General features: G+C 61.5%; 20 protein-coding genes. 11 read left to right on the plus strand and 9 right to left on the minus strand.

From position 1 onward, the window contains the following. Positions 1 to 6: 6 nt before the first annotated feature. The 4 genes from ABE423_RS13590 to ABE423_RS13605 form a co-directional block, all read right to left on the minus strand. Positions 7 to 645, minus strand: coding sequence for a hypothetical protein (locus tag ABE423_RS13590; protein WP_346486392.1), 639 nt, complete (start codon positions 643 to 645; stop codon positions 7 to 9). A gap of 44 nt (positions 646 to 689) precedes the next feature. Further along, positions 690 to 4,037: an XVIPCD domain-containing protein gene (locus tag ABE423_RS13595; RefSeq protein WP_346486394.1), complete on the minus strand. Its 3,348-nt coding sequence runs from the start codon at positions 4,035 to 4,037 to the stop codon at positions 690 to 692. A gap of 31 nt (positions 4,038 to 4,068) precedes the next feature. After that, complete coding sequence (locus ABE423_RS13600) at positions 4,069 to 4,710, minus strand: DUF1629 domain-containing protein (RefSeq protein WP_346486396.1); 642 nt, start codon at positions 4,708 to 4,710, stop codon at positions 4,069 to 4,071. A 93-nt stretch (positions 4,711 to 4,803) separates the two neighbouring features. After that, positions 4,804 to 5,448, minus strand: coding sequence for a DUF1629 domain-containing protein (locus ABE423_RS13605; RefSeq protein WP_346486398.1), 645 nt, complete (start codon positions 5,446 to 5,448; stop codon positions 4,804 to 4,806). 170 nt (positions 5,449 to 5,618) lie between these two features. Here ABE423_RS13605 and ABE423_RS13610 point away from each other — a divergent pair, with 170 nt between their 5' ends. The 7 genes from ABE423_RS13610 to ABE423_RS13640 all read left to right on the plus strand — a co-directional run bounded on the left by ABE423_RS13610 (position 5,619) and on the right by ABE423_RS13640 (position 10,823). Then, on the plus strand, positions 5,619 to 5,828 hold the full coding sequence (locus ABE423_RS13610) for a hypothetical protein (protein ID WP_346486400.1): 210 nt from the start codon (positions 5,619 to 5,621) through the stop codon (positions 5,826 to 5,828). A 91-nt stretch (positions 5,829 to 5,919) separates the two neighbouring features. Next, positions 5,920 to 6,345 carry an energy transducer TonB gene (locus ABE423_RS13615; RefSeq protein WP_346486402.1) on the plus strand — a complete coding sequence of 142 codons (426 nt, stop codon included), beginning with the start codon at positions 5,920 to 5,922 and terminating at the stop codon, positions 6,343 to 6,345. A 452-nt stretch (positions 6,346 to 6,797) separates the two neighbouring features. After that, the gene (locus ABE423_RS13620) at positions 6,798 to 7,166 is read left to right on the plus strand and encodes a hypothetical protein (protein ID WP_049412215.1); all 369 of its coding nucleotides are present in this window, start codon (positions 6,798 to 6,800) and stop codon (positions 7,164 to 7,166) included. A gap of 664 nt (positions 7,167 to 7,830) precedes the next feature. Next, positions 7,831 to 8,547 carry an HNH endonuclease gene (locus ABE423_RS13625; protein ID WP_346486404.1) on the plus strand — a complete coding sequence of 239 codons (717 nt, stop codon included), beginning with the start codon at positions 7,831 to 7,833 and terminating at the stop codon, positions 8,545 to 8,547. Between the two features lie 123 nt (positions 8,548 to 8,670). Next, on the plus strand, positions 8,671 to 8,901 hold the full coding sequence (locus ABE423_RS13630) for a helix-turn-helix transcriptional regulator (protein WP_227838124.1): 231 nt from the start codon (positions 8,671 to 8,673) through the stop codon (positions 8,899 to 8,901). Between the two features lie 60 nt (positions 8,902 to 8,961). Continuing rightward, positions 8,962 to 10,176 carry a DNA cytosine methyltransferase gene (locus ABE423_RS13635; protein WP_346486407.1) on the plus strand — a complete coding sequence of 405 codons (1,215 nt, stop codon included), beginning with the start codon at positions 8,962 to 8,964 and terminating at the stop codon, positions 10,174 to 10,176. After that, positions 10,173 to 10,823, plus strand: a complete 651-nt coding sequence (locus ABE423_RS13640) for an Eco29kI family restriction endonuclease (protein ID WP_346486409.1) — start codon at positions 10,173 to 10,175, stop codon at positions 10,821 to 10,823. Before ABE423_RS13635 ends, ABE423_RS13640 begins: the two co-directional genes overlap by 4 nt. A gap of 1,474 nt (positions 10,824 to 12,297) precedes the next feature. Here ABE423_RS13640 and ABE423_RS13645 read toward each other — a convergent pair. Both ABE423_RS13645 and aceE read right to left on the minus strand, forming a co-directional pair. Continuing rightward, a complete protein-coding gene (locus tag ABE423_RS13645) occupies positions 12,298 to 13,830 on the minus strand; it encodes an AAA family ATPase (protein ID WP_346486411.1) in 1,533 nt (510 codons plus the stop codon). Between the two features lie 74 nt (positions 13,831 to 13,904). Next, positions 13,905 to 16,592, minus strand: a complete 2,688-nt coding sequence (gene aceE / locus ABE423_RS13650; RefSeq protein WP_106466883.1) for a pyruvate dehydrogenase (acetyl-transferring), homodimeric type — start codon at positions 16,590 to 16,592, stop codon at positions 13,905 to 13,907. A 568-nt stretch (positions 16,593 to 17,160) separates the two neighbouring features. Between aceE and ABE423_RS13655 the strand changes: the two genes are divergently transcribed. Together ABE423_RS13655 and ABE423_RS13660 are read left to right on the plus strand one after the other, a co-directional pair. Beyond that, on the plus strand, positions 17,161 to 17,721 hold the full coding sequence (locus tag ABE423_RS13655) for a PadR family transcriptional regulator (RefSeq protein ID WP_346486413.1): 561 nt from the start codon (positions 17,161 to 17,163) through the stop codon (positions 17,719 to 17,721). A 59-nt stretch (positions 17,722 to 17,780) separates the two neighbouring features. Further along, the gene (locus ABE423_RS13660) at positions 17,781 to 18,578 is read left to right on the plus strand and encodes a siderophore-interacting protein (RefSeq protein WP_346486415.1); all 798 of its coding nucleotides are present in this window, start codon (positions 17,781 to 17,783) and stop codon (positions 18,576 to 18,578) included. A 73-nt stretch (positions 18,579 to 18,651) separates the two neighbouring features. Here the strand turns inward: ABE423_RS13660 and ABE423_RS13665 are convergent, their stop codons facing one another. Next, a complete protein-coding gene (locus tag ABE423_RS13665; protein WP_346486417.1) occupies positions 18,652 to 19,473 on the minus strand; it encodes a hypothetical protein in 822 nt (273 codons plus the stop codon). 210 nt (positions 19,474 to 19,683) lie between these two features. Here ABE423_RS13665 and ABE423_RS13670 point away from each other — a divergent pair, with 210 nt between their 5' ends. Continuing rightward, positions 19,684 to 20,085, plus strand: coding sequence for a hypothetical protein (locus ABE423_RS13670; RefSeq protein WP_346486419.1), 402 nt, complete (start codon positions 19,684 to 19,686; stop codon positions 20,083 to 20,085). A gap of 220 nt (positions 20,086 to 20,305) precedes the next feature. Here ABE423_RS13670 and ABE423_RS13675 read toward each other — a convergent pair whose 3' ends face one another. Next, a complete protein-coding gene (locus ABE423_RS13675) occupies positions 20,306 to 21,013 on the minus strand; it encodes a YceI family protein (protein WP_100437730.1) in 708 nt (235 codons plus the stop codon). Between the two features lie 86 nt (positions 21,014 to 21,099). Further along, positions 21,100 to 21,690: a malonic semialdehyde reductase gene (locus tag ABE423_RS13680; protein ID WP_346486421.1), complete on the minus strand. Its 591-nt coding sequence runs from the start codon at positions 21,688 to 21,690 to the stop codon at positions 21,100 to 21,102. Positions 21,691 to 21,810: 120 nt separating this feature from the next. On the opposite strand from ABE423_RS13680, the gene ABE423_RS13685 reads away from it, so the two are divergent. Then, complete coding sequence (locus ABE423_RS13685) at positions 21,811 to 22,776, plus strand: mitochondrial fission ELM1 family protein (protein WP_346486423.1); 966 nt, start codon at positions 21,811 to 21,813, stop codon at positions 22,774 to 22,776. Positions 22,777 to 22,871 lie beyond the last annotated feature (95 nt).

Raw genomic sequence — 22,871 nt, forward strand, 5'->3', positions numbered from 1 at the left:
CCTTCGCTACTTGGGCCTGCGCAGGTAGGCAATCAGCAGTTCGGGGTGATACGGATCAAGCTGCGTCAGAGGCGAATGCAGTTGCACTTCAACCCGGTAACGGCCCGGCGACGGATTGCGCGCCCATGCGAAGGCCAGCTGTGCATAGGTGTCGCCGGGTCGTTCCAGCCCAGCATTCTGCAGCGCCAGTACGTCAGCATCGTCCAGCCACGCGCTGGTTACTCGACCATCGGCAGGGATGGGAATCGTCCGGGCAGGTTCCCCGATGATCGACTCCAGCCGGAGCAACGGCACGTCCTTCCATCCACCCGATTCCAGGCGCGCCATGGAGACGTTGGCCTGGAGCCCGGATGCCTGAACATCGACCAGTGCCTCCAGTGCCGGGACGTCGTCCGTACGATTGACCCGAATGCCGATCATGAGCGTTGGAGAGGAATTCCTGCTGGGAACATCCACATCGAATTCCACTGCCAATGGTTCATCCATTGCCGAGGTGGGCATGGCGCGCACAAGCGGCACCAGATCCGGACGATGGGCCTCTGCTATCGAGCCTGCGTCGCGAGCCGCCTCGGGTCGGCACCCCGTAGCCAGAAGAACGAGCAGTCCAGCGAGCATGCAGATCCGGCGCTTTCCTTGTGGCTTCATCTTCGGTCCTTTTCGCAGGTCGCCCAGTGCAGCTCACACGTTGATTATCCCGCGCTGGCCGCACGAATCTGGATGTCGTGTTGCACCCGCTGGTCTTCCAGCTGCTGATCCATCTGATTCGCAAGCGCACGCTGATGCGCTTCACGGCTGACAGAGTCGAACTGTTGCAGTGACTCTTCAACTGATGTCTGCGCCGCCAGCTCGGTCGGCATCGCAGCGCGCTGATGCGCCGGATTGCTCGGTTCGCCCTGCACCACGAACAGCGTATGCCCGACCGGATGTTCACTCGTAGCGTTGCTCACCAGCACATGGTCCACCCGTTCCAGGTCGTTGTCCTTGGCCAGTACCAGAAGGCTGGCTGTCATGCGTTCGCTGACTTCATCGAAGCTGCGGCCGTGCTTGGCGTCCAGCGCTTCCACGCCCTCACGGATCTGCTGATACAGCGCGTGATCGGGGTGGCCGGGCTGCGTGGGGTCCTGCAGCGCCCGGTTCGGGCCCGATGCCTCATCCGGTGCCGGCGCGGCCGGTTCAGGGCCTGGCGCTGTCGTGGGCTCGGCAGGAACAGTGACAGCCGCAGTGACGGGCTGGAGGTCATCCAACGGAGCCGGTTCGGGCTCTGGCACGTGTTGTGCCGCTTCCTGCTCCAAAGGCCATGGATCGCGCGCGGGCTCAGCAGGCAGCGGCTCCTTGAAGGGCACCGGTTCCACCTCCTGCACTGCCATGTCCTGCTTTGGAGTGGGGGCAACCGCAGGCACCGGGGCCATCCGCTCCGGCTCCGATGCCTGCTCTGTGCGCTGCGTGGGCACCGTCTGCGTTGCCGCTGCCAGAGGCGTGGCAGCGTGTGGCGTCGCGCGCTCAGGTGCGGCCGTGGGTGCCTGCGTAGGCCCCGCGGGCTCTGGCGTCTGTGAGGCGGTACGGTTTTCGGTGGGCGCCTCGCTGTTTGGATGGGGCTGAGGTTGGGGCTCCGCCTCACGCCGCGGTGGATCGCGCTGCTCGGCGTGCCGCTGAGGCGCGGGCTTGTCCTGTGGCGCGGGAGTAGGTGGTGGCGTGACCCCTATCGCGGGCGGCGCTGCCGCAACCGCCGCAGGCGCGATGGGTTGCGCAGTCGCCGGCTCTTCAGGCCGCACTTCCACGTTCCCATCCTGCTCGGATGGCTTGTCGCCATGTGCCACCTGCGCGGCTGCTCGTGCAGCCTGTCCTGCATCTACCTGCGCAGCACCCAGCCGATTTGCCTCCTGCATTGCCTGCCGGTACGCCTCCTGCTCACCCGCCGACAGCGCTGCAATGCGTAGCTCGGGCGAGTCGGGCAACGGCGCCTGCTCATTGGCACGCGCGCGCACCTCATTCCATGCGGCCTGCAGCTCCTGCGTGCTGGTGGTCGCGACGGCGCGCGCCACGCCATCCTGACCCACTTGGTAATGGGTGATGGGCCGGGACGCGCCCGCGTTGCCCTCGGCTACAGGCCCCAGTTCCTGCAGCGTGGGACCCGTAATGCCGTGCTGCTCGCGCGTGCGTGCCGTGGCCAGGGCAATGGCCTGCTCCCACGCCGGTGACAGCGCAACGCCCGCAGCGTAGTAGCTGTGGCGCAGCTCGTTCTGGTTCACTTCCGCCGCAGACGGCAACGGTCGCGCGTCCAACGCGGCAATGGTCTGGTTGAACTGATCGAGCGACGGCTGCTGGATGGTGCGGGTCAGTTCCAGCTCCAGCGCCATGTTCCCCTGCGCGATCTGGCCAGCGTGGTGCCATTGCCCTTCTTCATCGCGCTGGTAAAGCTGGTTGTCCGAGCCCTGGATGGCGTCGGGCCTGGCACGCGCCTGCTCCACCGCTTCCGGCACCAGCGGCACGAAGTCGCTGGCGCGGGTAGCGGCGTAGGTCTCCAGGTAGCTGGCGGCAATGGCGGCCTTGCCGTTGGCGATGTTGTTCTCGATGCGCTGCACCGCCTCGCGGTTCAACTCGTTGGCGCGCTCGGGGCTGGCGGTCTGCGTCTCATACACACCCCGGTCGTTGGCACCGGACACGCCGATCTTGACCTGCCGCGTCCACTGTTCGGTCTGCGCATCGCGGTGCCAGTTGGGATTGTCCAGACGGCCCTCGCCGTCCTTCGCCGGGATACTGAAAGGATCCTGCGGCGGCGGTGCCTTGCCCAGCGCCAGCTCTACCGCTTTTACATGGGCGTATGCGCCAAGCTCGCGGGCCTTCTCGTAACTGGCGCCCACACTGCGCTCAGCCGGATTGCCCAGGCCATCGCCCGCGCTGTCCATGATCGCCTGGCGCTGCCAGTTGAGGCCATTGAACTGCCATGTGACATCGGCCTTGTCGGTCTGCCGGTAGACGGCACGGTTGTCGAGCAGATCGGCGCCTTTGTCGAACGCCTTGCTCATCAGCAGCGCATCGCCCGCGACGATGGCCGCAGGGACGAAGCTGGAGGTGCCGATCACCGATGCCGTGGCCATGCCACCGACCCAGCCACCGCCGTTGCGCGCCAAGGCATGGGTGAGCTCGGACTGGGCGGCGGTCCCGTTGCCTTCTTCCAGCAGCTGCGTGGTGCGGCGCGCGGTGATGACGGCATCGGCGCCGGAGGCAAGCAGGCCGCCGGAGCGGATCAGCTGGCTGGTGGAGGCTTCGCCGAGGAGGAGGTCCAATGTAACTCCGCCGCGTTGCCCAACCGGAGCACGAAGGCGTGACGCGGCCTCTTCACCAAGAACAGATTCAACTACAAGAACGCCGCCCGGGGAAATTTGGAGACGCCCGGCATGATGGGCATCAGCGATGGCATTCGACAATCCGTTGCGCTGCAGCTCGATGTTGCCGCCACGTATCAGCGGCTGTCCGGACCCTTGAAAGTGCTGGAGCGTGTACACAACGCGGCTCTCGTTGGGTGTAACGACGCTCCATTGCCTGGAAAGAACGGAAGACTGCTGGTGGTGCTCCAGCTGTCCAGAGTGCTGCAGGGCGTATTCCTCGGGCCTCCTGTAGAAATCCCTCGTCTGGGCACGTGCCTGATCGGTGCTTTGTCCTAAAGCAGTGTTCGTTCGCAGATCTCCGTTGACCAGGCCGACCTGTGAAATGTCGCTCAACCGATGAACTTTGGCAGCGATACGATCCATTGCCTCCGGGTCGCCGGCCAGCGCTGCTCGGCCATCCCGGCTTTGCTCGAGACGGGCGAGATTGGCTTCCAATCCGATTCGATACTCACGAATCGGTCCGCCGCTGTGAGGTGACACTCCCAAGGCCTCCGCGAGCGCCTTGTCGTGGGGCATATTGATCAGGTTCTGATCGGCATCAATGTTGAAGCGACCCGCATCAGCCAGAGCCTTGAGCAAGCGACTATTGCCGAGCGTCTGTTGCTCGATGGCGTGATGTTGCTGAAAACTGGGAACGACTCGAGGCATCTGGAGGCTCCTTCCGTGCAGCTGCACCTAATCAGATATCTGATGCATCAATGAAAGATATTCCACTCGACTCCGGATCATCCGGCACTCCCGCCGCATGCACAGCATCCACGAACTGGCGATCAGCGATCACGAACGTGCTGAATGGCGTGAGGAAGACATGCGCTCCTGCCAGTGCATCGTTCTTGAAGGCCAAGCTGGCACCGCCTGCAATCGAGTAGAACTTCCCATTGACGAAGTCATCGTCAATCTCGATATCCAGCCGTGAACGAAGCTCGTCCACCGCGTCCAGCTCCCTGACTACGTCGCACAAAAAGTGGCGTGGGCCCTGCGCGCCATCTGCAAAGCGAACATCACATTCGGCGAATGCGAAGGCACCTGGATCCAACGCGCTCATTACGCGCTGGAGCCGCTCCGAGACCAGCCAGTACCCGCTGAAACCACCCTCCAGATCCCGCGGCGCAGGCCCCTGTGAAGCATCGAACACAATTCGGGGCATCTCCCGGAGCTCGGGAAATCCACCGTTCTCCGGCCGGAGGATTAACCGCGGTGGCGACAGCAGCGCCTGAACGTTCTCGAAGACCGCTCCTCTGAACGAACGATTGCTTTCCAGGTCCGGCGCAAACAGGAAGAATCTTCCCGATTCAGGCCCATTGATTGCCATCGATTCCATCGTCGTTTTCCTTTGGGCTTCTTGCAATACGATCTGCGAGAGAGCTTACATCGATCACACTTGGACCTGACAGCGAGGCTGTGTGAAATTCGCTCATATTCTGAATGCGTCCTTGAACCTCAGACCGCGCGTTTCTCTGTCACTTCCGATTCCCGCATCCCGTATGGCATCCCGGAACATGCGATCGCAGTAGGCAAGATCGCCGGAGTACGGGCTCCTGAAGACATGACTGCCCCCGATCACTTCCCTCTTGAACGCCAAGCTTGCTCCGCCACGAAGGTCGTAGAACTTCCCGCCCGGATAGCCCTCATCAACGATGATCCGAAGCTTCGATGCTTCCTCATCGACGGCATCAAGTTCGCGAGCAACCTCGCACAGGCAGTACGCTGGGCCCTCTGCGCCGTCCGGAAGCAGGTAATCACACTCTACAAACTCAAAGGCGTCGGGATCGATTTCAGTGAAGACCTTCTTGAGGCGCTCTGATACCAACCAGTAGCCGCTCATTCCTCCTTCGAGGTCCTGCGGTGGCTCCCCCAGCTTTGGATCGAGAACCAGACGCGGTCTCTGAGCCAGAGCAGGGAAACCGCCTTCTTGGGGGCGGATAATCAGCCTGGGAGGCGTCAGCAGTGCGTCCTCATTCTCGATCTCAACGCCATGCCCTCTTCCCCTTCGGGTCGTGTCAGGCATCAGCAGATAGAACTCGCCAGGCACAGGCTGATTCGACTTCAATGCTTCCATGCTCTTTCGCCTTCTTTAGTTATGGCGCGCCGTAACGAGTCTGCCCCGTTCTACCCCGACCTTCCACCTCGTGCAATCAGATCACTGCGAGATTCGGAACCTGGTCAAGCATGCGTCCCACGCCTTGAGACGCGTTCCAGCCATCCTCCCCTTCCCCACTGGAGGACGACATGACCAAGATCGAACCCACATGGCTGGAAGCCTTCGACAAGGAGCTCATCCACCTGTTCGCCATCGACCACAGTGATGCCGGCATGGATGAGTACCTGCTGGGCTGCTACGCAGACCTCCCACCACGCGAGGCGGCGCTGGCGTTCGGCAGCGACTACGACCTGGAGCGTGACGATGCGCTGTGGCCACGGCCGGGCGCGCATGTGTGATCCGCGCAGCTGGCCAGCACACCGGCATTCAAGGCAGGCGATGCCAGGGGATGGCCGCTATGCTTGTAGCGCACCGGAATGGATACCACGTATGCCCCGTTTGAACACCGCCCTGGCACTGAACCTCGTTCTGATGCTGCTGGTCGCCACACCTGCCATGGCCATGGCTGCAGACCCGCAGGTTTCCACTGAAGTGTTTGTAGAGGCCGGTGACAACCCCACCTTCAAGCTGCAGCGGGCGCCCGCCGTTGTGTATTCAACGGCCCTCGCCACGCCGCCCGATACCTTCCTGCAGGCCCCCATGGTGGTGCTGTTGATTGCTCAACTGGATGAGCTGGGCCACGTTTCCAACGTGATGGTGGCGCGGTCCAGCGGATCGCGGGAGCTTGATCGTGCGGCGCTTGCCGCAGTGGACCAATGGCGCTTTGATCCGGTCGTGGTTGAGGGCATCGCGCAGCATGCGCGGGTGCGGGTCCGTCTGACCTTCGTGCCCACGGCCGAGGCGCCGCCCGACTGAACCGCTACTCCAATTTGTCGCTATTGACCCTAGGCCATCGCCCTCGCTGCGGGCGCTCCTGCGCTTGGGGCCAATAGCGCCAAGCCCTTCAAGAGCGTTGCAGCGCAATCGCTTGCCGGCTTAACACCGTGTGCGACAATGCCGAAAGCGTCAGGACTGGCAATCATCAGTCCTGTGGTTTCTTGGCATTTGGTTGCTGCACGGGTATCTCTTGGCGTGCCACCGGAAAAGGGTGGCGCGGGACTCGAAAACCCGTCTATGTACCAGATGTATGCGCTTGCCGGCCGGCGTCACCTTTTGTGTGGCGCCGGCTGGCAATCCGTTCGCGTTCCATGGCGGGCGGTGCGTGGGGATCTTCGGATCCGCCGGTCTGGTACATACCGGTTTTCGAGCCCGCACCGTCCGCCACCTTTCTTGGTGGCGCTGCTATCTGTCCTGTACGGAGCATTGCCATGAACACATCGGACTTCCGTTCCCTGCACGCGCAGTACGATCCGGACAACGCCGAACCCGAGCGCGAACCCTCCGTCGATCCCAACGCCTTCGTCGCTACGCTGCACCGCATCGGAACCGGTGCGGCTGCGGATGGCCAGCCCTGGCCGGAGAGGCATCAACTGCCCGGGCGGTGTCTTCAGCTGGCGGATGCGGATTGCGCGCTGGCGGGGCTGCGTGTGGTGGCAGAGCTGATGCTGGCTGCGGAACGGACTCGGCAGAACGGCGCGCCCGAGGAGTACCTGGGGGATCGGGTGATGGAAGGGTTGAAGATGGCGTGTGTGGCGCTGACTGCGCAGGTTGCTGAGCGGTTGCATGTTCGGGAGTAGCACCCGAGGCTTGAACCTCAAGCAATAGGCTGCGGGCTGTCGTCGCGGCCCCACTGGCCGTTCGCCTCTGATCTGCAGGACTTCCAATGAAGTCTCTGACGTACGCAGTACTGTGCTTGGCAGCGCTGATTGGTTCAGCGCTCGCCCACTTCCACCGGCCAAAAGGCGATTTGGAGCTGAAAACCTACCCCAAGGTCACGGCTGCGGAGTTTGCGGTCATGCGCGAAGATGCGCTAAGCCTAGCGGCTGAGGACGCAGCCCTCGGCGCCGCACGCTTTGAAGCAAGGTACTTCGGGCTCACTTGCCGAGGTGAGCCCGCTCTGCTGGTGGACAATTCCTCATCACAGTTGCTCATCCTAGGTTTCATAGGCCAAACCAGTGAGGCGCCTTGCGTTCAAACTCTACTCCAGCGCTGGAGTAGCCAACTACGTCCGTCCGACTAGGGTTTTGCAGCTGGACTCCACCTACGAGACGTATCGACGAGCCTGCCCAGCCTGCGGCTTGCGCTGACACGCCGCGCTCATCCGCGCCAAGCCATTAGCGGCTCATTGTGTCGTTTGCGGCATACTTTCCCCAGGACGCCACGTGCGGTCGCGGACAGGGGAAGGCTGTGAGTGGGTGGACTGAAGACGAATTGGCTGCTGCCGTTAAGGCGTATCGCCAAATGGAAGCCCGTCTTGCCAATGGATCAGCCCTTGAGAAGGCAAGGGTCTATCGGGAACTGGCCGCCCGCCACGGGCGTACGTCCAAGGCCTGGGAGTACCGCATGCAGAACATCTCCCACGTTCTGGATCAGGCAGGCAAGCCCTGGCTACCCGGGCTTCTTCCAGCATCGAACGTGGGTGCAAAGGTTGAGCCGAAACTTGCCAAGCTCCTCGGGCTTTCCGGTGAGACGCTCACGTCGGTATCTGGTCGTACAAGGCGACTGTTGCAGCAAGAGGCCAAAGCGGCAGAGGCATCTGGCAGTTTCTCCCCAACAGACGAGGTGGACGAGAGGCGGCGTGTGCTGGCAGCTATCGTTCGGCGCCGCGGGCAGCCTGCCTTCCGCAAGGCACTGCTGGACGCATACGGCGGTCGGTGTGCGATGACTGGGTGCGATGTGGTCGATGCGCTTGAGGCGGCCCACATCCGCCCCTATTCCGGCCAGTCGAGTAGCGTGGTCAGCAACGGTCTTCTGTTGCGCGCAGACGTTCATACCCTTTTTGACCTCTACCTTATCGCCGTGGACCCGATGTCCCTGCAGGTGTCTCTGGCCCCTGCATTGCACCAATCAAGCTATAGCGACCTTGTCGGCAAGGAACTGGCGTCTCCAGTATCAGCGACACTTTCGGCCAGCCCTGACTCGCTAGCCTGGCACCGGTCACAATGTGCCTGGGCGTAGGGCTCCCCGCCTGGTTGTCTCAGCTCCTGAGACAGCAGAGAGAGATCCTTCCCGTCCGGATTTCACTTGCCTCACTTGACGTATAGATCAATAATTGAGGCGTATCGAGTACGGAAGACGGGCGTGACGACCCTCCAAGAACTAGGCTGTCAGGTAGCTGCTAGGCGTAAGCAGCTGGGCTTGAAGCAGATCGACGTAGCGAAGACCAGCGGCGTAACTGCTGAACTGCTTTCACGATTCGAAAGGGGTCGCCTTTCTGAGCTCGGCAGCAGAAAGCTGATTGCAGTGTTGTCGGCTTTGGGCATGGAAATCTCACTCAGCACGACGCCATCCTTCATTTCGGAAGAAGGATGATCGCGTCCAAGTCTATGTGGACCACTGGTCCAATCAAGCAAAATTCACTGGAGTACTGGAATGAGATCGGTTGAGCTTTTCGCAGGAGCCGGCGGTTTGGCCATGGGATGCGAAATTGCCGGTTTCGAACACTTGGCCGTGGTCGAATGGGACAAGTGGGCGTGTGACACGGTCCGTGAGAATCAACGGCGCGACTACCCCCTTGTCCGCGGCTGGACCCTTCACGAAGGTGATGTCCGCTCATTCGACTGGTCATCCATCCCGCAGGACATTGAGCTTCTGGCTGGCGGCCCACCCTGCCAGCCATTCTCTATTGGCGGCAAACACAAGGCGCATGAAGACGGACGGGATATGTTCCCGGCGACTGTCGAGATCATTAGGCAACTGCGGCCGAAGGCCTTCATTGTTGAGAACGTGAAGGGTCTGACTCGCGCCAAGTTCGCGAACTACTTCCATTACATTCAACTGCAGTTGGAGTTCCCGGATGTCCCTCCCCGCAAGGATGAGGACTGGTCAGATCACCTTGCGCGCCTTCAGGTCGAGAAGACATCAGGCAAGCGGAAGGGAAAGGGCCACACTTACAATGTCATCCCTACGCTGGTAAATGCTGCGAACTTCGGTGTACCGCAGAAGCGTGAGCGTGTGTTCTTGGTGGGCTTCAGAGACGATCTTGGCGTGGAATGGTCGTTCCCGCATGAAACCCATAGCTACGATGCTCTTCTGCATGACCAATGGGTGACCGGGATCTACTGGAAGCGTCACGGCATACGTCAGCCCAAAATGCCTGCGAAGCTCACCGCGCGCGTTGCCAAGTTGCAGCAGTTCCGTACGATGCTGCCGACACAGGCATGGCGAACGGTTCGTGATGCACTACAGGGGCTTCCAGATCCGGAAGGTCGCGAAGCAAAGAAGTTCGCTAACCACATCTACCAGGCAGGTGCGCGCTCCTACCCCGGGCATACCGGTAGCCCACTCGATCTGCCTGCAAAGACGCTCAAGGCCGGCGGTCATGGCGTGCCAGGCGGAGAGAACATGCTGGTGAAGGATGACGGCTCGGTACGCTACTTTACCATCCGAGAGAGCGCTCGAATCCAGACGTTCCCCGATGGATTCCAGTTCCATGGCAGTTGGTCGGAAACCATGCGGCAGCTTGGGAATGCAGTCCCCGTGCTGCTGGGCCAGCGGGTTGCGGCCAGTGTTGCGGAACAGCTCGCGATTGCGGGACTGTCACAAATCGCTAAGAATGAAGCAAACACCAAAAGAAAGCGCGCATGACGGCCAAAGTAATTCCATTCAATCCACTGGATAAGAAGAACCTTGGCGCGAGCGTTGCCGAGGCTCTGCTTACGAAGGAAGTGCATCCACTTGGCCAGCTTCCCCAGTTTGATGGTGCAGGCATTTATGCCATCTACTACACAGGCGGCTTCGAAGCTTATGAGCAAATAGCTCGACTCAACAACGATGGAAAGTTCATGCTACCCATCTATGTGGGGAAGGCTGTTCCAGCCGGCGCTCGTATGGGGGCAGGCACCGATGTTCCGCCTGGCAAGGTCCTCTTTAAGAGACTTAAGGAGCACGCGGACAGCATCAAGGCTGCGACGAACCTGAACCTCGAGGACTTTTTCTGCCGCTTCCTGGTTGTCGATGACATTTGGATCCCGCTCGGCGAGTCCCTCATCATTTCTCGTTTCACCCCTGTCTGGAATTCGCTGATCGACGGATTCGGGAACCACAATCCTGGAAAAGGGCGGCATGCGGGTATGAGGCCCCGGTGGGATGTACTCCATCCTGGACGAGAGTGGGCTCAACGTTTAGCAGAGCGCCCTGAGTCGCAGTTGAGAGTTGCGGAAGATGCTGCTACATATCTTCGTGTCCTTCCCGCGTGCATCTCAGATCGCTTTGTCGAAGCAGATGGAGCATAAGTCTTCTATTCGCCGATCAAATTCCGCTTCTGAATTCTGGCCCTTTGTTGGTCAAGGAAAGATGAGCGGCAACCATTCCAGTGATGGAAGCGACCGGAAAATTGCCGAGTGACGTCGTCCGCCAGCAGGAACATACCTGCGTGTTGTTAATTTCATGAATGACATGAAAGTAGCATCAAATTTATATAAATTAATTTGAATTCAACGCACTTCCTCCGAGACTTTAACGTGACGTTTAGGAAGCAAATACGCCCGTTAGCGCTCGGATTGTCAACATGTTGACCCAGGAGTTCTGAGAGGTAGAACGCGACAACTAGATCGTTGCTCTGTACGACAATTTACAAAAGGGAAAATGTAATGACACCGTACCTAAATCTGAACGGCGACTCCAACATTATTTCTTACGAAGTAACTGCGACTTCAATTCACGTCGTATTTGCCAGCGGAAAATGGAGGAACTACTTATATGACGCTACCAAGCCAGGCCTAGCTATCGTATCTCAGATGAAGACTCTCGCAACTCAAGGACATGGACTGAACTCCTTCATATCAAAGAGCGTAAGGACCAACTTCGCGCAGAAATGGTAAGCAAGGCCTAATGCGATTCGGCACGGGGCGCAGCATTGCTGCCCCGTGCTTAATAGCATTAGCTGTCTACATCCAACTCAGATCGCAAAACCAATCGCTGGACGCTGCACCGCGATATAGCGCTGAACGCCACGAATTCAGCGATACAGCTTCATTGTCAGAAGCCCTAGCCAGCATCTCCTGCCTGACACCTTCCCTCCCGGCAAGAGAGTGAAGTCGGAACAGTGACGCTGACAGGCTTAATATCTCCGTAGCAGCCTGGGTCTCATACAACAACTTGAGGTTGAATTTCTCAAAGTGAGTTTGAGCACGGGCTAAAAAAACAGCATCCTCTGCACTACAGTCAACCTTGTACAGAAATTGGATGGGGCGCAGCTGGATGACCTCGAAAGCAAGCCACCTGTGCTTATCCGAATCATCGAAGTAGGGATGAAACAACGTATTACTAGGCGACGTTGGCGTGTACTCCTTTTTTTCCGAATTGCAGTCTCTGCAGGCAGGAACAAGATTGATCTGGCACACTGAAAGCATCTTCCATTTCGACCTCGGAAGAAAGTGATCCAGTGTTTTTACAGGGAGCTGCCCGCAGTACGGACATACTCCTAGCTTCGTACTGGTTCTTATCCGATCGTAATCGGCGCGCCCCCCTCCAGACTTCCTAATCATTGCGGAATCATATAGGGCATGAACCTCCGCACACGTGACCTCACCTTCCGATCCATCGAAAGCATTAACTACTGGGAAGGCATGCAACGTTGCGTCAGACCCTCTTGCTACGTACTCAACATATGTCTGATAAATATGCGGAATTACGGCACTCATCCTATCTCTGATTGAATGCGGAATTTTGTTTTTAACGCAATTTAAATAAACAGACCCGAAGTCATCATTTTTTGGAATCATGATTCGCACCGTCTGCCATCGCCACCCTAAGCAGAGACCGTCCTTCAATTCCGAGACGACCAGAAAATTTTTCTATGAGCTGATCATACGACATTCCAGGATTACTTCTCGCAACCTTGCGAATAAGCGAGTTGTATCCAGACTCAGTTACTTCAAGTGAGAACACAGCCCTGGAAATTAGCCCAACATTCTCTCCAAATGTTTCGCCCAGCGGCCTCTCAGCGACCATCGATTGCCCGGATCTGTTTAGTATCCATGCACACTCAGAAGGAACCTCCTGAAGAATTACTGGCGAATGCGTCGCAATAATCGCAACGCCGTTTCTCGAAACTAGCAGATCTGAGAGCGACCGTATGAATGCCGCCAACAATGGCGGATGAAGGTGAGCTTCAGGTTCATCGAGCAGCACCAGAGTCCTCTCGCCAACTACCCTCACAAGCTCGGTCATCGTGAGCAAGACAATCTTATGCCCTGAGCTTAACAAGCCGAAGAAAATCCGCGCCTGATCAATGCCTTCGGAGAGCGCATAGCGGGCAACATCAAGTGATGAAAATATGGGATCGCAGCTCAGAGATTCTATAACCTTCCGCAACACAGCGTCTTTTGATTCGAGACGAATTTTCTCCAAGCTCTTAACCCAATCGTTTGTTAGATCAGAAGGCGTTTTCGTTCGGGATACCCCGCTCCCATGATCTCGCAAACCAACGTAATCGACCTTTATCTTGGCGGTTGACTTTAAGCTTTCTTCAGTTGACTTAAATTCATCAAATGCACTAAATGAAACTGCCGTTATCCCCGCGAAACCCACTGGATCGCCAGAAGCGGCGCCGACGTTCTCTCGTAACGAGAGCGAAAATGGAGAACTTCCATCATTTAGCAGGGCTCGCTGCATCGCCTGCATGACATAAGTCTTCCCAACACCATTCCGCCCAATGATCACATGCACATTTGTCGGAGGGACTGATTCCGGAATCACGGAGAATTTAAGCGAAAGCGGAAGTTCTAAATTTTTATTAGAGAACTCAAAGTTGTATGGCGTTAATTTTGCATTTCCGTGCGCCAGCCGGTGAAACCTACCAGTCACCTCCGCATCATGAATTGACCTAAGCAAAGATACTTCCATGCATTCTTCATGCCTATTCTCAATGAAAATAGCGTTATCAAAGGCACAGTCGCGCAGGGCCTTGAGTATTTCTTCGGCAATAGCAGACCCAAGCCCTCTGATAGCTTCGTAATATGATTCCCCCTGCCCCAATGAGAAAAACTGTCCTCCGAGCCCTTCGTCAAATTGAGAAGGAACCTCAGGCCTCCTCTTTTCTCCGCCAAGTCCCTTTTGGCCAATCTTTATCTCTCCCAGCGAATGATAGCTACCGTCGGGTTTATAAATTCCGAGATTGAATGTGGTCTCAAATTTAAACCAATCATCCCAATTATTTTCGAAGAGGCAAACAACGTACGTATCGGGCGACCGCACAGGCGGCAATCCTCGACGAAACTCTAGACGGAAGGATCCCATCCCAGAAAACTCCATTTCTTCCGGACATAAAAAAGGCGATCCCGAAGGATCGCCTCTTTCTAACTTAAGATCAATCAAACCCCAACAGGATTAGCCTTCTCCGGATCAATCTTGTACTGCTTGATCGCCCGGGCCACATCCTTCGCGGTCATCTTCCCTTCCTTCGCCAGCGCCGCAATCGCGGCATGCGCGATGTAGTACCGGTCCACCTCAAAGAACCGGCGCAGGTTCGCACGCGTATCCGAACGACCAAATCCATCGGTACCCAGCACCGTGTACGACATCGGCACGAACGCGCGGATCTGGTCCGCATACGCACGCACGTAGTCGGTAGCGGCAATCGCCGGGCCCTGGCGGCCTTCCAGCAGCTCGGTCACGTAGGCCTTGCGCTGCTCACCTTCCGGATGCAGGCGGTTGGCACGTTCCACGTCGAAACCATCGCGACGCAGTTCGTTGAAGCTCGGGCAGCTCCAGATATCGGCGGTCACGCCGAAGTCCTTGTCCAGCAGCTCGGCCGCGGCAATGGCTTCGCGCAGGATGGTGCCCGAACCCAGCAGCTGCACGCGCAGCTCGCCCTTCTTCGGCTTGCCGGCGTCGGTCAGCAGGTACATGCCCTTGACGATGCCTTCGGCCGCGCCTTCCGGCATTTCCGGGTGGGTGTAGTTCTCGTTCATCAGGGTGACGTAGTAATACTCGTCCACCTGGTCTTCCATCATGCGCTTGGTGCCGTGCTGCAGGATCACCGTCACTTCGAAGCCGAAGGTCGGGTCGTAGCTGCGCACGTTCGGAATGCCACCGGCCACCAGATGGCTGAAGCCATCTTCGTGCTGCAGGCCTTCACCGTTCAGCGTGGTGCGGCCGGCGGTGCCACCCAGCAGGAAGCCGCGGGTACGCATGTCGGCGGCCTGCCAGGCGATGTCGCCCACGCGCTGGAAGCCGAACATCGAGTAGTAGATGTAGAACGGCAGCATCGGCACGTTGCTGACCGAGTAGCTGGTACCAGCGGCCATCCACGAGCTGATCGCACCCGGCTCGCTGATGCCCTGCTGCAGCACCTGGCCGCTCTGGTCTTCGCGATAGAACATCAGCTGGTCAGCGTCGACCGGCTTGTACTTCTGGCCAAACGGCGCGTAGATGCCGATCTGGCGGAACAGGCCTTCCATACCGAAGGTACGGGCTTCGTCGGCCACGATCGGCACGATGTGCGGGCCCAGTTCCTTGTCACGCAGGGTGATGTTCAGGCTCTGCACGAAGGCCATGGTGGTGGAGTAGCTGCGCTCGCCGCTGCTCTTCAGCAGGCGCTCGTAGGCTTCCAGTTTCGGCGCCACGAAGGTCTTGTCGGCCTTGCGGCGGCGCTGCGGCAGGTAACCGCCCAGCGCGGCACGGCGTTCCTGCAGGTACTGCACTTCCGGCGAATCCGGGCCCGGGTGGTAGAACGGCACCTGGCCGTCGGCCAGCTGCGCGTCGGTCACCGGAATGTTGAAGCGGTCGCGGAAGTGGCGCACCGCTTCGTCGTCCAGCTTCTTGGTCTGGTGGGTCGGGTTCAGTGCCTCACCGGCGCTGCCCATGCCGTAACCCTTCACGGTCTTGGCCAGGATGACGGTCGGCATGCCCTTGGTGTTCACGGCCTGGTGGTAGGCGGCGTACACCTTGTGCGGGTCGTGGCCACCACGGTTCAGGCGCCAGATGTCGTCGTCGCTCAGGCCGGCGACCATCGCAGCGGTTTCCGGGTACTTGCCGAAGAAATGCTCGCGGGTATATGCGCCGCCGAAGGCCTTGCAGTTCTGGTACTCGCCGTCGACGGTTTCCATCATCAGCTTCTTCAGGACGCCGTCGCTGTCCTTGGCCAGCAGGGCATCCCAGTAACCGCCCCACAGCAGCTTGATCACGTTCCAGCCGCCGCCACGGAACACGCCTTCCAGTTCCTGGATGATCTTGCCGTTGCCGCGCACCGGGCCGTCCAGGCGCTGCAGGTTGCAGTTCACCACGAAGATCAGGTTGTCCAGGCCTTCACGGCCGGCCAGGGCGATGGCACCCAGGGTTTCCGGCTCGTCGCTCTCGCCGTCGCCGATGAAGCACCACACCTTGCGGTCGGACTTCTCGATCAGGCCACGGTTTTCCAGGTAGCGCATGAACTGCGCCTGGTAGATGGCGGCCAGCGGGCCCAGGCCCATCGACACGGTCGGGGTCTGCCAGTATTCCGGCATCAGCCACGGGTGCGGGTACGAGGACAGGCCACCACCGTCCACTTCCATGCGGAACTTGTCCAGCTGCTCTTCGCTGATGCGGCCTTCCAGGAAGGAACGCGCGTAGATGCCCGGGGCGCTGTGGCCCTGGATGAACAGCAGGTCGCCCGGGTGGTTTTCGCTCGGGGCGCGCCAGAAGTGGTTGAAGCCCACGTCGTACAGGGTGGCGCCGGAGGCGAACGAGGCGATGTGGCCGCCCAGGTCACCCGGCTTGCGGTTGGCGCGCACCACGGTGGCCATCGCGTTCCAGCGGATGATCGAACGGATGCGCCATTCCAGCTCGGCATTGCCCGGGCTCTTGGCCTCGAGCTGCGGCTCGATGGTATTGACGTACTCGGTGGTGGGAGAGAACGGCAGGTAGGCGCCCGAACGACGGGTCAGTTCCACCATGCCTTCCAGCAGCTGATGCGCGCGCTCGGAGCCCTCGACATCAATAACGGCCTTCAACGACTCGATCCACTCCTGGGTTTCCACAGGATTCGGGTCGTTGTTCAGCACCTCGTTCAACCAGTTCATTAGCGCTCCCATAACCGCACGCACGCGCGCGACTGTTGTATAGATTTCTAGACCGCAAAGTGTAGCGCACCAAGGGCTTTCGTCACTTGGCTACGCAGGCGTATGGATGCAACCGGCCAGTGTCCGCAAGGGGCTTGCCGGGCCCGTTGAAGGCCCTGCGGCGGGCATTGTTGGCTGCGCGGGCTGTCGCTTGCGGGCCGCTGCACCCATGTGCAGGACGCAGTGTTACCGCTGCCGATGACGGTTGTAGGGCAGCGCCATGCCCACCTGTATCGGCTCCGCGTGCCGGCGCTGAACCGGCGACAACGTGTCGCACCTGCCTCTGGATCGCCCCCCGCCCTGCCCTCAGGGTAGGCCTCGAGTGTTGGCCTCGCCCGCTTCGGTCCGCCGTCTGGCCCTGCCTCACTCCCTTCCACAGTGTTGCCCGGGGCGCCTCGCAAGGGGCGCCCCTTTTGCTGTGGGCGGGGCCGGCCGTGGCCCAAAACTGACCTGCTTGTGGCCGGATCGATGATTGTCGGCTTCGATATATCGATATATCGTTTGCACACTCGTTTACCGATATATCGAAATGAGCCGTACCGCTTCTCCCAGAGCCCGTTCCACCAATCCGGAAGTGCCACGCCGCAACGGCCAGCCGCGGGTGCTCAGCCGCGGCGACCTGCGCCTGCTGGTGCTGGCCCTGATCGGCGAGCAGCCGCGCCACGGCTACGAGCTGATGCAGCTGATCAGCAACCAGTTCATGCAGGCCTACACGCCCAGCGCCGGCACCATGTACCCGCTGCTGGCCAGCTTCGAGCAGGCCGGTTGGATCGAGGCCGAGGAAGTGGACGGCAAGCGGATCTTCCGCATCACCACCGCCGGCGAGTTCGAGCTGAAGGTGCAGCGCACCCAGGTGCGGCTGGCGCAGCGACGCGCCTTCGACCGCGCCCGCGAGATCACCAAGGCCTCGCTGCCGCCGCCGCTGGCCGGCGCCCTGCGCGAGTTCAAGCGGGCGCTGGTGCACCACCACGGCCGCTGGGCCGAGGGCGAGGCGGAAGAAGTGGCGGCGCTGCTGACGCGGGCGTCCGCGCTGCTCAACGGCAATGCCGGTAGCGAGGGCCCACCCTTTTCAACGACCCAGCCAGACTGAATCCAGCCAGGTCTCCCCCATGCCGCGCGCCCCCGCGCGACACCTTTACAGGTAACCCCATGACCGAACACAACAACACGCGCCTGCGCCTGGATGTGCGCTTCCGTGAACTGACCGTGCTGCGCACCGAAGACGTCACCCCGCACATGCGCCGCATCGTGCTGGGCGGCGCCGAGCTGGCCGGTTTCGATTCGCCCGGCGCCGACGACCACATCAAGCTGTTCTTCCCCAATGCCAGCGGCGAGATGGTGCTGCCGGTGGTCACTGCCGAAGGCCGCAGCTATCCGGCCGGCAAGGAGCCTTCCCCGGCCCGCGACTACACCCCGCGCTGGTGGGACCACAAAACCGGCGAGCTGGCCATCGACTTCGTGCTGCACGACCAGGGCATTGCCGGGCCGTGGGCCGAGCAGGCCCAGGCTGGCGATACGCTGGTGATCGGCGGCCCGCGCGGCTCGTTCGTGGTGGCCGACAGCTACGACGCCTATGTGCTGATTGGCGATGAAACCGCGCTGCCGGCCATCGCCCGCTGGCTGGACGTGCTGCCGGAGGATGCCGAGGTGCAGGCCTTCATCGAAGTGAGCGATGAGGCCGAACGCCAGGACCTGCCGCAGTACGAGAACGTGCGTATCCATTGGCTGGAGCGCAACGGCTTCCCGGCGGCGACCAGCACGCTGCTGGAAGACATGCTGACCGACTTCGAAGCGCCGGACGGCGATGTCTTCTACTGGATCGCCACCGAATCGCGCCGCGCCCGGATGATGCGCAAGTTCATCGAAGGCCACCTGGGCGTGCCGCGCGACTGGATCCGCTCGACCGGCTACTGGAAGGCCCACCCGGACGAAACCGACGGCGATTGATCCAAAGACGGTGGGTGCGGACCGTTGGTCCGCACGCCCTCCGATGGGTAGTGCCGGCCGCTTGCCGGCAACCTCATGAACCCTCGGCAGGAACCTGCAATTGCCGGCCAGCGGCCGGCACTACCTCCTGCCGCGTCCACCCGAACCGCTGCGCGGCCCAGATCTCCAGCGCCACCAGCAGCGCGATGATCAGCAACGGCAACAGCAGCCCGAAGTACACGCCGGGCATCATGCCGTTGATCTGCGCCTTCACCAGCCGCAGCACGCCACGGGTGTGCAGCAGCTCATCCACATGCATGGTCAGCGCCTCGCGCACAACCTTCGGCTCCAGGCCGATCGTGCCTGCCTTGTCCACCAGCGTGTCTTCCACCATGCCGCGCAGCAGGCCTTCGCGCACTTTGCCGATCACCCAGCCGGTGCCGCGTGCCAACGGGCCGTTGCCCAGACGGTCGAGGCCAGGCAACGGATGTTCGCTGAGGTAGGCCGAGGCGATGGTGTCGGCCACATCCCCCACCGTGCCCTGGCTGCGCAATGCCTCGCGCATGCGCGGGTCGTCCAGCGAATCGGTGAAGCCTTCGCTCCAGCCTTCCACCAGGGTCTGCAGGTGCGGCTGGAAATGATCGAGCTGCTTGAACAGCGCGCGGTGCGCGCCAGCAGTAAAGCCCAGCTGCAGGCCGAAGAAGGCGGTGGCCAGCGGCAGCAGCACCACGTAGCTGGCCAGCAGCCAGTGATGCCAGCGCTTGCGCCGCTGCAACCAACCCCGGCGGTGCAGCCAGCGCCAGGCGAAGATGCCTAGCACCAGGCCAAGCAGCGTACCGAGCACGCTGCCGCCCAGCAGATCGAGCACGCTCAGGCCCGTCCAGAATTCGTTCAACCAGTACTGCGTGTCCTGCATGGGTCTTCCTTCCGTGGATGCGGCTGCGCCTGAAATGCCAGCCAGGTAGAGTCGACTGTTAGTCGACTATCGCGCGCAGCGCGGGGGTTTCCGGCATCGCGCCAAGAGCCGTCGACTAACAGTCGACTCTACCAAAGCGAAAGCCTCCCGGCCCGGAGCACGCCAAGCAATGCGACAATCGCGCTCCTTTCCTGCAGCAACGAGGGCCACATGGCCAAACTGACCCTGGCCAGCGTGGATGCGCTGCGTACCCGCTTTGCCGATGACGCCGCCTGCGACGCGGCACTGGCCGCCTTCGCCGACACCGCTGCCCTGCGCGTACCGCTGCGTGAACTGGTGGAGGCACAACACCGCTACCTGCAGGCCGAATTCGAAGTGGCGCAGGTGGCCGACGTGCTGCGACGTGACCAGAAATATGCCCCGGTGGGTCGGCCTTCGATCAACATCGTGCAGCTGCGCAAGCAGCAGGCCGCGACCAAGCAGGCCGCGCTGATCGCACGCCAGGTGGTGGCGCAGGCGGCGCAGACCTTCGTGCGCGCGAGCGGGCTGGCGGTGAAGGCCAAGCAGAGCCCGAGCGAAGCGTGCGTGGCATGGTTGGGCGCGCTGCGCTGAGGGATCGTGCGGACCAACGGTCCGCACCCACCAGATGCAGGTCCGCACCTACCAGATGCAGGTTGGCACCTACCGGGTAGTGCCGGCCGCTGGCCGGCAACCCCATCAGCATCGGGCACCTAGCATGCAGCCGGCCAGCGGCCGGCTCTACCAGAACCCAAAAAGAAGGCCCGCTTTTCAGCGGGCCTTCTGCCTTCTCACGACGAGTGAGCGGGGTGCATCAAGCGGCCGGCTTTTCGCCGGTGGCTTCGGTGGTGATGCGGATCTTCACTTCATCGCTGACGTTCGGGGCATACGCGCCGACGCCGAAATCGCTGCGCTTCAGGGTGGTGGTGGCATCGAAGCCGGCGGCCGGAACCTTGGCCATCGGGTGCTCGCCGCCGCCGTTGACGGTCACGTCCAGGGTGACCGGCTTGGTGATGCCCTTGATGGTCAGGTCACCGGTGACGGTCAGCTTGTTGGTGCCAGCGGCTTCCACCTTGGTGCTCTTGAAGGTGGCATCGGCGAACTTGGAGGCGTCGAAGAAGTCGGCGCTCTTCAGGTGCTCGTCGAACTTGGCGGTGAAGCTGTTCAGGCCGCTCAGCGGCAGCTTCACTTCCACGGTGGACTTGGTCACGTCGGTGGCGTCGTACACCAGGGTGCCTTCAACGTTGCCGAAGTGCGCGCTCGGGTTGGAGAAGCCGAAGTGGCTCCACTGGGCCAGCACGTCGGTGTGGGTCGGGTCCAGCTTGTAGGTGCCCGAGGCGATCTGGATCGCTTCGGCGGCCGGCGCGGCGGCAGCGGCATCGGCAGCCGGGGTGGCAGCCTGTTCGGTGGTGGCCGGGGCGGCAGCGTCAGCAGCCGGGGCAGCGGTGTCGGCCGGCTTGGAGCAGGCGGCAATGGCCAGGGTCAGGGCCAGCGGCAGCAGCAGTTTACGGGTGGCGCTCATCTGAGGAACTCTCCGGATCGTAGGATGGGTACACGGTGCAGCAAGAGCCTGCCACGGGACGGCAGGCCCGAAACCGATACAACGACTTACGCGATGCGCGCCGCTTCGTCGAACGACAGGCGCGGCAGACGCGGGAACAGGCCCGCCGAGTCACCGTAACCCAGGTTGACCAGGAAATTCGACTTGATGGAGGTGCCGGCGAAGAAGGCTTCATCCACCTTGGCTGCATCGAAGCCGGACATCGGGCCGGCATCCAGGCCCAGCGCGCGTGCGGCCAGGATCAGGTAGGCGCCCTGCAGGCTGCCGTTGCGGATGGCGGCTTCGTGGCGGCCTTCCCGCGGGCCGTCGAACCAGGCCTTGGCATCGGTGTGCGGGAACAGGTACGGCAGCTTCTCGTGGAAGTCCAGGTCGAAGCCGATGATGACGGTGACCGGGGCGGCCATGGTCTTGTCGTGGTTGCCTTCGGACAGGGCCGGGGCCAGCTTGGCCTTCGCTTCCTTCGAGGTGACGAAGACGAAGCGGGCCGGCGTGGTGTTGGCGGCGGTCGGGCCCCACTTCACCAGGTCGTACAGTTCCTGCAACAGGCTGGCCGGGACCGGCTTGTCGAGGAAAGCGTTCTGGGTGCGGGCAGTACGGAACAGCTGGTCGAGGGCAGCAGCGTCGAGCGCGTGGGACATCGGTGGATCTCCAGGGCGGCTAAGGGAAGTCAGTGCCCGCGGGCGGCGCGGGGCGAAACGACGAGCCGCAGTGTAGAGTGTCGCGACTGTTGCAACACCCAGCAGGGCTGAAACGAATTAATGCCACAGGTGAAACGATCGAGTGCGCCTTGGACGGTCACGGACGGCCGTGCCGGCAATGTCCGCCAGGCGGTCGCGCTGGCCTCTGCGCTGCGCCAGGGCACCCATCGCCCGCTGGTCCTGCAGCCCCGCGCACCCTGGCGCTGGCTGTCGCCGCGGCGGCTGCCTGGTGATGTGAACGGCTACGGCGAGGCATTCGCGACGCTGGCCGCGGATGCACCGCCGCTGGCGATCGGCTGTGGCCGCCAGGCCGCCGGCGCACTGCGCGTGCTGCGCGCACGTGGCAGCCAGGTGGTGCAGATCCTCGACCCGCGCATCAATGCCCGCCACTGGGACATGGTGGTGGTGCCCGAACACGATGCCCTGCGTGGCAGCAACGTGCTGACCCTGCTCGGCAGCCTCAACCCGGTGGACGACGACTGGCTGGCCTGGGGCCGCGCCGCGTTTGCCGGCTTCAGTACCTTGCCCGGCCCGCGCACCGCGTTGCTTGTCGGTGGACCGACGCCGCTGGCGCCGTGGGATGAAACGGCGATGGTGGGCGTGTTCCAGGCGCTGGCTGGGCAGATCCGCAGCGAAGGCGGCAGCCTGCTGGCGACCACCTCGCGGCGCACGCCATCGGCGTTGGCCGAGATCCTGCGCGCGACGTTCGCCGACCTGCCGCATGTGATCTGGGGCGACGGCGGCGACGGTACGAATCCTTATGGCGGCCTGCTCGGCTGGGCCAACCGCGTGGTGGTCTCGCCCGATTCGGTGAACCTGCTGTCTGAAGCCTGCGCCACGCGCATGCCGGTGATGGTGGCGCTGGCCGAGACCGCGCAAGGCCGGCTGGCACGCTTCCAGCAGCAGCTGCGCGAGCGCGGGCGGCTGCAGGCGCATTGGCTGGACTGGCAGTACGACCGCATCGAACCACTGCGCGAGACCGCGCGGGTGGCGGCGGAAGTGAAACAGCGTCTGGCATTGGGGTAGTGCCGGCCGCTGGCCGGCAATCCTCGGCGCCTGGCATCACGGTAGTGCCGGCCGCTGGCGGGCAACGCTGTACCCATTACCGAACACCCTGTCGT

Source organism: Stenotrophomonas sp. TWI1409 (assembly GCF_039673015.1).
GTDB lineage: Bacteria > Pseudomonadota > Gammaproteobacteria > Xanthomonadales > Xanthomonadaceae > Stenotrophomonas > Stenotrophomonas maltophilia_A.